This window comes from Rhizobium sp. N122, from assembly GCF_002211295.1.
Classification (GTDB): Bacteria; Pseudomonadota; Alphaproteobacteria; order Rhizobiales; family Rhizobiaceae; genus Rhizobium.
In genome coordinates this window covers 17,880-30,665 of sequence record NZ_LOKU01000041.1, presented here as the reverse complement: position 1 = coordinate 30,665, position 12,786 = coordinate 17,880, and the positions used below count along the sequence as shown (strand labels likewise).

The following is a 12,786-nucleotide window of genomic DNA, read 5'->3' as shown; positions in this document are numbered from 1 at the left end:
CGCTCCCATCAGGGCGATCGCCAGAATCCGGTTGCTCTATCGACTGCGCGAGCCGCCGCGAAGGCGACGATCCATCGCACATAGACAGCTAAGTTAGCGCATATGGGGTCAAGCCCGAGGAGGACGGAGGGTGGAGGAACGCGTGCGGCAAGGACCGCAAATGCGTGGTGATTTTTGTGGGATTGCCGTCTTTGTTTGAGCGATCCGCACGCAAAGCCGCCTGCGCATTTTGCTGAAATTCCTCCCGACGTCCCGCCTCTTGCCGCATGGGTCTCCCCATTCTCCGTCATACTCGGGCTTGACCCGAGTATTCACGCCGAGCACTCGACGTGATTTGTTTGGCAGCGGCCGCCTTGTCGTTTCACCAAAAACGCAGTGTTTGCCGCATGGGTCCTCGGGTCAAGCCCGAGGACGACGGAGGGTGGGGAAACACGTGCGGCAAGGACCGCAAGGGCGTGGTGATTTTTGTGGGATTGCCGTCTTTGTTTGAGCGATCCGCACGCAAAACCGCCTGCGCATTTTGCTGGAATTGCTCCGAACGTCCCGCTTCTTGCCGCGCGGACTCCCCACTCTCCGTCATACTCGGGCTTGACCCGAGTATCCCACGCCGCGCACTCCACGTACGTCTTACCCGTGGTACCCTAACCCCCAACCCGGATCACCGCCTTGATCAGCCCGCTCTTCTCATGCGCCCACCGCGCCAGGTCGCGCGGCGCATCGGCAAGCGTCGTGCGATGGGTGATCAGCTTGTCCACCGGCACCAGGCCTTTGGCGATCGAAGCCGCCACGTGCTCGAAATCGGCGCGGGTGGCGTTGCGGCTGCCGATCAGCGTCATTTCGCGTTTGTGGAATTCGGGATCGGAGAAACGGATATCGTCCTTGACGACGCTGACCAGCACCAGCGCGCCGCCATGGGCGACGAAGGAGAAGGCTTTTTCCATCGATGGGCCGTAGCCCGTGGCATCGAAGACCACGTCGAAGCCGTCGCCATCGGTTTTTTCACGCACGGCATCCGCAGTGCCTTCATTGGCGACGATGCCGGAGGTGAAGCCGAAACGTTCCGATGCCATCTGCAGCCGCTCGGCACTGGTGTCGAGCAGCGTCACCTCATGGCCGGCAATGCGCGAGAAGATCGCCGCGCCGAGCCCGATCGGACCGGCGCCGATGACGAGCGAGCGCGCGCCGGGGCTAGTCATCGAGCGGCGCACCGCATGCGCGCCGATCGCCAGGAACTCGACGGTTGCCGCTGCCTCGAGGCTTAAGCCCTCGGCGGCATAGAGGTTGCCTGCTGGAACCGAGATCTCCTCGCAGAAGGCGCCGTCCGTATGGACGCCGAGCACCTTGATATTGGTGCAGCAATTCGGCTTGCCCTTGATGCAGGCGACACATTGGCCGCAGGAGAGATAGGGATTGACGATGACGGGTGTTCCCGCCGCCATGGCGACGCCGTCGCCGGCTTCCAGCACCGTCGCCGAGACCTCATGTCCCATCACCCGGGGATATTCGAGGAAAGGATGTTTGCCCTCGAAGATGTGGTAATCGGTGCCACAGATGCCGACATGGCTGACGGCGAGCCGCACCCAGCCGGGCGCCGGTGCCGCAGGCGAAGGACGCTCGACGATCTCGAGCACGCCGGGCTCCCGGCAAACAACTGCTTTCATGACGGGTCTCGCATTCTTCGTTCTCTACTCTGTCGTGCCACTGCTGTTCGGCTCGTGCATATAGCTGCCCCTCACCCTAACCCTCTCCCCGTAAACGGGGCGAGGGGACGTGCCCTGCGCGACGTCAATGGGGGCGGAGAGGGTTCGGCATTTGCCCTTCTCCCCGTTTACGGGGAGAAGGTGGCGGCAGCCGGATGAGGGGCACTCTCCTGCTTGCCGCTCAATTGCTCTTGCGGCGGCGCAGCTGGTCGAAGAAGACGATCACGATGATCAGCAGACCGGTGATGATGCGCTGCCAGAAGGAGTTGACGTTCAGAAGGTTGGCGCCGTTGTTGATGGTGGCGAGGATGAAGGCGCCGATCAGCGGCCCGTGCACCGAGCCGACCGCGCCGAACAGGCTGGTGCCGCCGATGACCGAGGAGGCGATCGCCTGCAGTTCCCAGCCGTCGGCCTGCGTCGCATTGCCGATGGCGATGCGCGAGGCGAGCAGCACGCCGACGAAGGCGGCAAAGCCCGCCGAGAGGATATAGGCAAGGTAGATCATGCCCTTGACGTTGACGCCGGAAAGGCGCGCAGCTTCAGCGTTCGAGCCGACGGCGAAGAGGTAGCGGCCCCAGCGGCTCAGATGCAGGAAGACGAAGGACGGCACCGCCACCAGGATGACCATCCAGAACAGGCTCGGAATGCCGAGGAAATCGGCGCGGGCGAAATTGCTGAAACCCTCGTCGGTGATGCTGATCGTCGAACCGTTGGTGATCAGCAGGCCGATGCCGCGCAGCGATGTCAGCGTCGCCAGCGTGATGATGAAGGGTGGCAGGCCCATATGCACGATGCCGAAGCCGTGGAAGGCGCCGATCGCCACGCCGATGGCGAGCGTCAGCACGATCGCCCCCCAAAGCGGCACGCCCGCCTGCAAAAGCCAGGCGATGATGACGGTGCAGAAGCCGACGATGGCGCCGACGGAAAGATCGATGCCGGCGGTGATGATGACGAAGGTCTGGCCGAGCGCCAGGATCGCCGTCATTGCGCCTTGACGCAGCAGGTTGGAAATATTGAGCGGCGTCCAGAAGCTCTCGGTGACGAAGCCGAGCACGACCCAGAGGAAGATCAGCAGGCCGATCAGGGTCAGGCCGAACAGGATGTTCATCTTCCGGCGTGGCGGCGGCGCGACGATTTCGGTGGGGGTGGCAGTCATGAATTTTCTCCCTCTTAGAGAATTTCCGTTTTTTCGAATGACGGAAATGCTCTATCTCTTTGTTCTCACGCAAATTCCGGAGGCAAAACCGCTACGCACTTTTGCTGGAATTGCTTGTGCTCAGACACCGATCGCTTCGCTGAGCACTTGTTCATGCGTCGCCGCGTGGAAATCATGGCTCGCGACGAGCTTGCCGCCGCGGAAGACATGCAGCCGGTCGGCCAGTTCGTAGACCTCGGGCAGGTAGGATGAGATCAGAATGATGCCCGCCCCCTCCTTCAGCAGCTTGGCGAACAGCCTGTAGATTTCCGCCTTGGTGCCGACGTCGACGCCGACTGTGGGTTCGTCGAAGATGAACAGCCGGGCACCGTGGCTCAGCCACTTGCCGATGACGATCTTCTGCTGGTTGCCGCCCGACATGCTGGAGGCCGGAACCCGCCGGCTCGGCGTCTTGATGCTGAGATCGCGGATCTGCCGGTCGGCATTGGCCGATTCCCGCGCGTGGTTGATGACGGGGCCGTGGCTCAGCCGTCCGAACACCGGCAAGTTGATGTTGAGGCCGATCGGCAGGTTGAGGCAAAGCCCCTGGTCGCGCCGGCTTTCCGGCGCCAGCGCAATGCCGAGCTCCATCGCCGTGCGTTCGTTCTTGATGTCGACAGGCTTGCCCATCCACTGGATGTCGCCTGCCGTCGTCGGCTGGCGTCCATAGAGGCCGAGCGCGAATTCGCTGCGCCCGGCGCCGATCAGGCCGTAGAGGCCGACGATCTGCCCGGCTTTGACGCTCAGCGACACGTCTTCGAAGCCCGGGCCCGAAAGCCCGCGGACCTCGACGATCGTCTCGCCGATGGCGATCTCTTCCTTGTGATAGATCTGTTCGATCGAGCGGTTGATCATCAGTGCGATCAGCTCGGCATCGTTGGTTTCGCCGATCAGCCGCGTGCCGACATGGGTGCCGTCGCGCAGCACCGAGACACGATCGGCAAGCTCGAAGACTTCCTCCATGCGGTGGCTGATATAGACGATGGTGACGCCTTCGCCCTGCAGGCGGCGGATCAGCTTGAACAGCTGCGCCGATTCCTGGCGGGTGAGATAGGCTGTCGGTTCGTCGAAGATCAGGAACTGGGTGCCGCGCATCGCCGCGCGCGCGGTCGCCACCAGCTGCTGCTGGCCGATCGTCAGCGAACTCAGCAGCGCGCCGGCCGGCAGGCCGAAGCCGAGATCGTCGAGCACGGCCTGCGCCAGCTTCTCCATCTGCTTCTTGCGCATCAGGCCGTAGCTGTTCACCTCGTCGCCGAGGAAGAGGTTGGCGGCGACCGTCAGGTGCCGGCAGAGCACGACTTCCTGGTGCACGGCGTTGATGCCGCGGGCGATCGCCTCGTTCGGTGTCGACAAGCCCACAGGCTGGCCGCACCACAGCACTTCGCCGGCCGTGCGGGTGATGACGCCGGTCAGCAATTTGATCAGGGTGGATTTGCCGGCGCCGTTTTCGCCGACGATCGCGTGGATTTCACCGGCGAGAAAGGTCAGCGTCGCCGGCTTCAGCGCCTGCACATGACCGTAATTCTTCTGCAGGCCCTTGAGTTCGAGGATAGGCGATCCGGTGGGAATGCGATTGGCTTCTTTCAGCGTGGCGCTGTCATCGTGGCGATGACTGACCTCTTCCAGTCCGATCATGGACCTCTCCTCCTCTTGTCGTCTCTCGCTCCATCCCTGCTGAACCATAACATGGCCCCGGATAACATGGATGGAAAAAGCCGCGCCGGTTTTTGAAGCCGGCGCGGCTTGTCTGTCGTGCTTACTTGATCTTCGGGTTCAGCAGTGCGTCGATCTTCGGATCGGCCATATTCGCCTTGGTGACGAGGTTGGCGCCGGTGTCGACATTGGCTTCGACCTTCTCGCCCTTGGAGACGGCAAGCGCGGTCTTGATGCCGTCATAGCCCATGCGATAGGGGTCCTGAACGACGAGGCCGGCAATGGCGCCGTCCTTGAGGAAGCCGACCGTCTTGTCGTCGCTGTCGAAGCCGATGACCTTGATCTTATCGCCGAGCTTGTTTTCGGCGATCGCCTGGCCAACACCCTGCGCCAGGATGAGGTTCGAGGCGAAGACGCCGACGAGTTTCGGGTTGGCGGTGATCAGGTCGGTCATCATGTTGAGGCCGGTCGTCGCCTGGCCGTCGCCATACTTGTCGGCGATGACCTTCAGGCCGGGATGCTTGGTCTTGATCTGATCCAGGAAGCCTTCGCGGCGCTGTTCCAGCGAGCCGACGCCGGGAAGATTGGTGAGGATGACGATGTCGCCTTCTTCCTTGCCCGTCATCTCCTTGATGGCAGCGGCAAGACCATCGGCGGCGATGCGGCCGCCCTGGACGTTGTCGGTCGTCAGGAACGACTTGAACGCCTTGGAGTCGGCGCCGGAGTCGATGCCGATGATCGGAACCGACTTGGCGGCTTCATCGATCGGCTTGCCGAGCGCCTTGAATTCGGTCGGCGAGATGACGATGGCGGCCGGCTTGCCGGCAACGGCGTTCTCCAGAATGCTGATCTGGCCGTTGATATCGGATTCTGCCTGGGCGCCGAGTTCCGGCACCTTGACGCCGAGATCCTGGCCTGCCTTGCGGGCGCCGGCCAGCACGATCTGCCAGTAGAAGGACGTCGTGTCCTTGACGATGATCGGGATCGTCACGTCGGCGGCAAAGGACGTGACCGGCATCGCCGTGGCAATGACGGCGGCGCCGGCAAGCGCCGTAAAGGCGCGGCGCGACAGAAGGGATTTCACGATGGTCATAAGGGTTCTCCTCTCAGGATGCGTTCTCCTCCGAATAAACCGGCCGCTGAACGCAGGCGGACGATTTTTATCGATAAAAAACATTTGCAAGGAGAAGCTAGCCGAGGCGCAATTAAATTGCAAGAGTGCCGATCCGGCTTTTTTGCTTTGGTAAACTCCTCCCAAGCAACTGATTTTATTCCAATACAACGATAGCCTAAAATAGCTACCGGCCGAGATCGACCTCGTGCGGATGCACGACGCCCTTTTTCAAAATCAGGTTGCCATACAGCCGGAATTCCGTCGTCGCGACGATATAGGCAGCCTTGCGGGCCATCGCGTAGAAGGCGAAACGCTCGACCGGCACGATCGCAAAATCGCCGGCGCGCCTGGAGACGATCTGCTGGAACTCGGCGGAGACCTCCGGCACGGCGTGCGGGTCGCCGACCACCTCCATCCGCCAGGCCGTTTCCGGCACGAAGGTGTCGAGCGGCATGTGGGCGAGGATCGCCTCGGCCATCGCGGTGGCGCTGACGCCGTCGGCGCGAATGACCGGCGGGCCCATCGAGCCCGAGGGGAAATTGGCGTCCGCGATGACGATGTCGTCGCCATGTCCCATCGTCTTCAATGCGTGGAGCAGGTCGGGGCCGAGCAGCGGATGAATACCCTTGAGCATAGTGGTTCCTCAGACTCGGACGGCTTCGGCGCCGAGCGGCGGCGCGACCAGCGTATAGGGCTCGAATTCGGCATAGATCTCGTCGGCAAGCCGTGGCTCGACGATCTCCATGTTGCGGATCAGGCTCGACGGTTTGGCGGTGCCGATCAGCACCGATGCGACGATCGGCTCGCGCAGCGGAAACTGCAGGGCGGGTGCGGCCAGCGGCACGCCGTGGCGTTTCGCGATCGCCTCCATGGCGCCGACCTTGGCCAGCACCTCCTCATCGGCCGGCATATAGTCGAAATGGGCGCCCGGCACCGGGCCGGTGGCGAGAATGCCGGAGTTGAAGACGCCGCCGACGACCAGCGATGTGCCCTTCTGCCTGCAGAGCGGCAAGAGTTCGGCGACGGCCGAGCGGTCGAGCAGCGTGTAGCGGCCGGCCATCAGGATGCAGTCGAGATCGGCGTTGCGCATGACGTCGAGGCAGACGGGCACTTCGTTGACGCCGAGGCCGAAGGCGGCGATGGCACCGGAGGATTTCAGCTCTTCGAGCGCCTTGATGCCGGAATCGAGCAGTTGCTTCTGGTAGACCGCATTCTTCGCCGCGCCATGCGTATAGCCGCCGATATCGTGCACATAGAGAATGTCGATGCGGTTGAGGCCGAGGCGGGCATAGCTGAATTCGACCGAGCGCATGATGCCGTCATAGGAATAGTCGTAATCGGCATCGAAGGAGAGGGGATCGACATAGCTGTAATCGGGCACGGTGCCGGTCGGCACCGGCCGAAGCAGCCGGCCGACCTTGGTGGAGAGCACGTAAGAGCCATCAGGCTGGTCGCGCAGGAAATCGCCGACGCGGCGTTCGGCCAGGCCGAGTCCGTACCAGGGGGCTACGTCGAAATAGCGGATGCCGCTATCCCAGGCCGCCTGCAGCGTTTCCATCGCTACCTCGCGCGGGCAGGCGCGGTAAAGACCGCCGAGCGCTGCCGCGCCGAAGCTGATTTCGGTCACCTCGAGCCCGGTCTTGCCGATGCGTCTCGTCTTCATCATGCCTCCTTACGAAGAACGTGAAATTTTCAGGGCAATTCCAGGAAAAGCGTGAAGCGGTTTCCCGGCAATGCGTCGAAACTAAAAGGTCACAGCGTCGCGCCCAGATGCCACGGCACGAATTCATTGTCGCCGTAGCCGAAGAGTTCGCTCTTGGTCTTTTTGCCGGAGGCCGTGTCGACGATGAGCTCGAAGATCTCGCGGCCCTTGCCGCTGATCGTCGCGTCGCCGGTGGCGATCGTGCCGCAATCGATGTCCATGTCCTCTTCCATCGAGGCGTAGAGCGCCGAATTGCTGGAAAGCTTCAGCGACGGCGCCGGCCGGCAGCCGAAGCAGCTGCCGCGGCCCGTGGTGAAGGCGATCATATTCGCCCCGCCCGCCACCTGACCGGTCGCCGAGACCGGGTCGTAGCCGGGAGTATCCATGAAAACGAGGCCGGGGGCGGTGACCCGCTCGGCATAACCATAGACCGCCGTCAGCGGCGAGCGCCCGCCCTTGGCGACCGCGCCGAGCGATTTTTCCAGGATGGTGGTGAGGCCGCCGCGCTTGTTGCCGGGCGAGGGATTGTTGTCGAGCGAGGCGCCGTGCAGGGCGACATAGTCCTCCCACCAGGCGATCTTCTCGTCGAGCTTCCTGGCCACCTCGTCGCTGACCGCACGGCTGCGCAAAAGATGTTCGGCGCCGTAGATTTCCGAGGTTTCCGACAGGATCGCCGTGCCGCCGGCCGCAGCCAGCAGATCGGCCGCGACACCCAGCGCCGGATTGGCGGTGATGCCGGAAAAGCCGTCCGAGCCGCCGCACTGCAGGCCGATGATGATCTCGCCGACCGACATCGGCACACGTTTTTCCTTGCCGACATCGGCGGCGATTTCGCGCAGCATGCCCATGGCGCGCTCGACCGCGCGGCGCGAACCGCCGGCATCCTGAATGTTGAAATGCCGCTTGGAGGCGCCGGCGCCGCTCTGGCCGTAAAGCGTCAATTGGTTGACCTCGCAGCCGAGGCCGATCATCAGCACGCCGCCGAAATTGACATGCCTGGTGTAGCCGGCAAGCGTCCGGTGCAGCACGTTCATGCCGTCGCCGGTCGAGCTCATGCCGCAGCCCTGGTCATGCACGATCGGCACGAAACCGTCGATGCCCTCGTAATGCGGCAGGATCGTCCGGTTCGCCTCGTCGGCGATCGCCCGGCAGACCGTGGTGGAACAGTTCACGCTGGCGATGATGCCGATATAATTGCGCGTCGCCGCCCGCCCATCGGCGCGGCGGTAGCCCATGAAGGTGCGCGCCTTGTCGTCGGCGGTTGCTGCTTCCGGCGCCGAATTGGCGGTCGCCGCCAGCCGGTCGTTTTCGAAATGCAGGTTGTGGCTGTGCACATGGTCGCCGGCCTTGACCTCGGCGGTGGTGCGGCCGATCGCCTGTCCGTATTTCACCACGGGAGACCCGAGCGGAATATCCGCGATCGCCACCTTATGGCCGGGCTCGATCTTTTGGCGGGCCTCGATGCCGGCAACCGTCGAACCCGGTGCGATGGCCGCCGTCGCGACCGCGACATTATCGCCGGCCGACAGGATGATCCAAGGCAGTTTGTCCACGTCTCTTCTCCCAGAGCATGATGCCGAAAAGTGTGAGCGGTTTTCGGATGCGCATTGATTTTGTTTTTTATCTACAATAAACATTTTCAAGTCAACGGGAATATTGATCCTGTGGACGAGGGAGGCAATGAGCCGCAGGCGACCGGAAATAAGCTAAGGTCGTTTGAACAAGCCCCGGTCCGTTTGCCCTGCTTTCGAGCCGGGCGGTGGGCACGAGGGCGGAAAGCGGGGTCTGGTGGCAAGGCAGAATACGGTCTTCAAGGAAGCCTACAACAGGTATGCCGTCGCCCTGCGCACGGATACGGCACTGCCCTCGGAACCGGAGATCGCCGCCCAGCTCGGCGTCAGCCGCTCGACGGCGCGCGCCATCCTCACCCGTCTCAGCGAAGAAGGCATCATCCGCTGGAACAAGCGCCAGAAGATCGTGTTGCGCCAGCCGACGGACCACGACCTTTTTCCCTCCGAAGAAACCGACTCCCTGCACGATATCATCGAGCGCAGCTTCATGCAGCGCATCCTCGCCGACGATGCCGCCCCCGGCATGCAGATCAACGAACTGGAGCTCGCCCGCGAAATCGGCACCGGCACAACCAGCGTGCGCGAATTCCTGATCCGCTTCTCCCGTTTCGGCCTGATCGAGAAACGGCCGAATAGCCACTGGACGCTAAAGGGCTTCACCCGCGAATTCGCCCTCGAACTGGCCGATGTGCGCGAGATGTTCGAGCTGCATTCCGCCGCCGAATTCGGCCGGCTTGCCAGGGATAGCCAGGCCTGGACCGACCTCGCCGCCATCCGCGACGAACATCATGCCATGCTTGCCGACATCAATCAGCGCTTCAAGGATTTCTCCGTCCTCGACGAGCGCTTCCATCTGCTGATCCACCGCGCCTCGAAAAACCGCTTCATTGCCGATTTCTACGACGCCATCGCCATCGTCTTCCACTATCACTACCAGTGGAACAAGACCGCCGCCCGCGAACGCAACGAGCGCGCCATCCACGAACATCTGGATTATATCGCCGCGCTTGAATCCGGCGACCAGGCCGCCATCGAGAAAGCCTGCCGCATCCACCTGCGCTCCGCCCGCCAGACTCTGCTGCAATCCCTGCCGCAGATGGCGACGGAGAGCGGTTGAGCTAAGCGAAGCGTGACGAAAGGGCGTGCTGTGCGGCCCCCTCATCCGGCCCTGCGGGCCACCTTCTCCCCGCTGGGGAGAAGAGGGGAGAATGCCGCTTCGCCAACGATTCCATTGGATGGGGTGTCTTTGAACAGGCGGGTTCGTTTGGGCAGTGTCGGCGCATCTTGCTCCCTCTTCTCCCCAGCGGGGAGGTCGGATGAGGGGGCCATACGGCATAACGCCAAACACCGTCTTCCACACACTCATCATGAAACCTTCTGATCCACAAGCCGTTATCGTGCTTATGAGCGGCGCAAAACTTAAACCGAAATCGGTCGACGATACCGAACCGCAGGGTTCCGAGACGGCGGCCGAGGAGAAGCCATCGACTGCCGAGGCCGTGCCGCCGCCAGATGTCCCACCGCCAGAAGTCCCCCCGCCGGATGTAATTGAACCCGGTCCGGAACTGACGCCCGAGGAGGCCGAGCAGGCACGCAAAAAGTATCTGCTCAAGCGGTTCTGGATCAGCGCCCGCCATTACTGGGGCCGCGGCGGCGACAAGCTCGCCTGGCCGTGCACGCTCGGGCTGCTGGCTCTGATCGGCATCAATGTCGGCTTCCAGTACGGAATCAATCTGTGGAACCGCGGGATCTTCGACGCCATCGAGCGGCATGATGCCGGCACCGTCTACTTTCTGAGCGCCGTCTTCGTCCCGCTGGTGCTCGGCACTGTCGCGGTGGTCACCACGCAGGTCGCGCTTCGCATGATGATCCAGCGCCGCTGGCGTTCCTGGTTGACGACCGCGGTCATCGGGCGCTGGCTTGCCAACGGCCGTTATTATCAGCTGAATCTGATCGGCGGCGACCACAAGAACCCGGAAGCGCGCATCTCGGAGGATTTGCGGATTGCCACCGAAGCCCCTGTCGATTTCGTCGCCGGGGTCATTTCCGCATTCCTGGCGGCCTCGACCTTCATCGTCGTGCTCTGGACGATCGGCGGCGCATTGACGCTGCCGATCGCAGGTTTCACCATCACCATTCCCGGCTTTCTCGTCGTCACCGCCGTCCTCTATGCCGCGATCACCTCCAGTTCGATGGCGGTCATCGGCCGCCATTTCGTCCAGGTTTCCGAGGCCAAAAACCAAACCGAAGCCGAATTTCGCTACACGCTGACGCATGTTCGGGAAAACGGCGAGAGCATCGCATTGCTCGGCGGGGAAGAGGAGGAGCGCAACGACCTCGACAAGACCTTCACCAATGTGCTCGGACAATGGGCGCTGCTTGCCCGCCAGCACATGCGCACGACGCTCGTGTCGCATGGATCGATGCTGATCGCACCGGTCGTGCCGGTCCTGCTCTGCGCTCCGAAGTTTCTCGAAGGCAGCATGACGCTCGGGCAGGTCATGCAGGCAGCATCTGCCTTTGCCATCGTCCAGGGCGCGTTCGGATGGCTGGTCGACAATTATCCCCGTCTTGCCGATTGGAACGCCTGCGCCCGGCGCGTCGCTTCGCTGATGATGTCGCTCGACGGGCTGGAGCGGGCCGAACAGAGCGACGCGCTCGGGCGCATCAAGCGCGGCGAAACGGAAGGCGAGGCGATGCTCAGCCTCAACGATCTTTCCGTGTCGCTCGACGACGGTACCGCCGTGGTCACGGAAACCCAGGTGGCGATCGAGCCCGGCGAGCGGGTGCTGGTCGCCGGCGAGTCCGGTTCGGGCAAGAGCACGCTGGTGCGGGCCATTGCAGGCCTTTGGCCGTGGGGCGACGGCAGCGTCAACTTCCACGTCGACAGACGATTGTTCATGCTGCCGCAGCGGCCCTACATCCCGTCGGGCACGCTGCGCCGGGCGGTCGCCTATCCCGGCGCCGCCGATAGCTGGACGCTTGATAAGATCAAGGACGCCCTCAAAAAGGTCGGACTGGATTACCTGAACGATAGGATCGAGGAAGATGCGCCCTGGGACCAGACCTTGTCGGGCGGCGAAAAGCAGCGGCTCGCCTTTGCCCGTCTTCTGCTGCACACGCCCGATATCATCGTGCTCGATGAAGCAACCTCGGCACTCGACGAGAAGAGCCAGGATAAGATGATGCAGATGGTGATCGAGGAGCTGCCTGAGGTGACCATCATCAGCGTCGCCCATCGCGCCGAATTGGAAGTCTTCCATAGCCGCAAGATCACTCTGGAGCGGCGCGAGGGCGGCGCAAAGCTGGTCAGCGATATCGATCTGATCAAGCGCACGAGAAAACGGAACTTGCTGTCACGCGTTTTGGAAAACCGCCGCTCGCCGCCGAAAGGCAGCGCTGCCTCAAATGGGGCGGCGAAACGGCGGAATGGCAACTGACAGCGGCCATTGTCAGACTCGCCTTTTGACCCGTCGGGCAGCCCGGCTTGTTCGTCTCAGTTCGCGCCTAGCCGACGGTATCGGTCTAGAGCCTGCGCGCTTCCAGACGACGCTTGTCGCGCCCGACATAGTCGGAGCCCAGCTCCGTCAGACGGAATTGCCGTTTCTGAAATTCCCCGCGGATTAAGATGAAACCTTGCTCTTCGGCTTCGTTCAATGTCTTCAGGCTGGTGCCTTTAGGGGGAGACTGCCAAGCCATGCCATCGGCGCTGTGCAGCAAGACCATGATCTTTATAATTTTGTTTCTCCATGGCTATGCATGCAGCCGGGCTGCATCGCTTTAGCAATCAGATGGCTCCGCATTCTTGATGTCGCACAATCCAGGATAGCCAATTGGCTTCAGCTGATCCC

At 62.6% G+C, this 12,786-nt stretch carries 10 protein-coding genes; 2 read left to right on the top strand and 8 right to left on the bottom strand.

Features of this window, described 5'->3' with window-relative positions:
• Nucleotides 1-641: 641 nt before the first annotated feature.
• The 7 genes from ATY75_RS24370 to ATY75_RS24340 all read right to left on the bottom strand — a co-directional run bounded on the left by ATY75_RS24370 (nt 642) and on the right by ATY75_RS24340 (nt 8,917).
• Entirely contained in the window at nt 642-1,661 is a 1,020-nt protein-coding gene (locus tag ATY75_RS24370; RefSeq protein WP_088939517.1) for a zinc-binding alcohol dehydrogenase family protein, read from the bottom strand.
• Nucleotides 1,662-1,881: 220 nt separating this feature from the next.
• Nucleotides 1,882-2,856, bottom strand: a complete 975-nt coding sequence (locus tag ATY75_RS24365; RefSeq protein ID WP_064836294.1) for an ABC transporter permease — start codon at nt 2,854-2,856, stop codon at nt 1,882-1,884.
• Nucleotides 2,857-2,976: 120 nt separating this feature from the next.
• Nucleotides 2,977-4,530: a sugar ABC transporter ATP-binding protein gene (locus ATY75_RS24360; RefSeq protein WP_088939516.1), complete on the bottom strand. Its 1,554-nt coding sequence runs from the start codon at nt 4,528-4,530 to the stop codon at nt 2,977-2,979.
• Between the two features lie 121 nt (nt 4,531-4,651).
• The gene (locus tag ATY75_RS24355) at nt 4,652-5,641 is read right to left on the bottom strand and encodes an ABC transporter substrate-binding protein (protein WP_064836298.1); all 990 of its coding nucleotides are present in this window, start codon (nt 5,639-5,641) and stop codon (nt 4,652-4,654) included.
• Between the two features lie 205 nt (nt 5,642-5,846).
• On the bottom strand, nt 5,847-6,296 hold the full coding sequence (locus ATY75_RS24350) for an RbsD/FucU domain-containing protein (RefSeq protein ID WP_088939515.1): 450 nt from the start codon (nt 6,294-6,296) through the stop codon (nt 5,847-5,849).
• A gap of 9 nt (nt 6,297-6,305) precedes the next feature.
• Nucleotides 6,306-7,325: an aldo/keto reductase gene (locus ATY75_RS24345; RefSeq protein ID WP_088939519.1), complete on the bottom strand. Its 1,020-nt coding sequence runs from the start codon at nt 7,323-7,325 to the stop codon at nt 6,306-6,308.
• 89 nt (nt 7,326-7,414) lie between these two features.
• Nucleotides 7,415-8,917: an altronate dehydratase family protein gene (locus ATY75_RS24340; protein WP_088939514.1), complete on the bottom strand. Its 1,503-nt coding sequence runs from the start codon at nt 8,915-8,917 to the stop codon at nt 7,415-7,417.
• A gap of 235 nt (nt 8,918-9,152) precedes the next feature.
• On the opposite strand from ATY75_RS24340, the gene ATY75_RS24335 reads away from it, so the two are divergent.
• Together ATY75_RS24335 and ATY75_RS24330 are read left to right on the top strand one after the other, a co-directional pair.
• A complete protein-coding gene (locus ATY75_RS24335) occupies nt 9,153-10,052 on the top strand; it encodes a GntR family transcriptional regulator (protein ID WP_088939513.1) in 900 nt (299 codons plus the stop codon).
• Nucleotides 10,053-10,338: 286 nt separating this feature from the next.
• A complete protein-coding gene (locus ATY75_RS24330; RefSeq protein WP_088939512.1) occupies nt 10,339-12,375 on the top strand; it encodes an ABC transporter ATP-binding protein/permease in 2,037 nt (678 codons plus the stop codon).
• Nucleotides 12,376-12,460: 85 nt separating this feature from the next.
• Here the strand turns inward: ATY75_RS24330 and ATY75_RS24325 are convergent, their stop codons facing one another.
• Nucleotides 12,461-12,661 (bottom strand): hypothetical protein, encoded by a 201-nt coding sequence (locus ATY75_RS24325; protein WP_049732250.1) that lies wholly within the window; start codon nt 12,659-12,661, stop codon nt 12,461-12,463.
• Nucleotides 12,662-12,786: the final 125 nt, after the last annotated feature.

What these genes read in the sequence shown, in the direction of transcription:
- ATY75_RS24370 (WP_088939517.1), bottom strand. Translation starts at nt 1,661, where the DNA reads ATGAAAGCAGTTGTTTGCCGGGAGCCCGGCGTGCTCGAGATCGTCGAG.
- ATY75_RS24365 (WP_064836294.1), bottom strand. Translation starts at nt 2,856, where the DNA reads ATGACTGCCACCCCCACCGAAATCGTCGCGCCGCCGCCACGCCGGAAG.
- ATY75_RS24360 (WP_088939516.1), bottom strand. Translation starts at nt 4,530, where the DNA reads ATGATCGGACTGGAAGAGGTCAGTCATCGCCACGATGACAGCGCCACG.
- ATY75_RS24355 (WP_064836298.1), bottom strand. Translation starts at nt 5,641, where the DNA reads ATGACCATCGTGAAATCCCTTCTGTCGCGCCGCGCCTTTACGGCGCTT.
- ATY75_RS24350 (WP_088939515.1), bottom strand. Translation starts at nt 6,296, where the DNA reads ATGCTCAAGGGTATTCATCCGCTGCTCGGCCCCGACCTGCTCCACGCA.
- ATY75_RS24345 (WP_088939519.1), bottom strand. Translation starts at nt 7,325, where the DNA reads ATGAAGACGAGACGCATCGGCAAGACCGGGCTCGAGGTGACCGAAATC.
- ATY75_RS24330 (WP_088939512.1), top strand. Translation starts at nt 10,339, where the DNA reads ATGAGCGGCGCAAAACTTAAACCGAAATCGGTCGACGATACCGAACCG.
- ATY75_RS24325 (WP_049732250.1), bottom strand. Translation starts at nt 12,661, where the DNA reads ATGGTCTTGCTGCACAGCGCCGATGGCATGGCTTGGCAGTCTCCCCCT.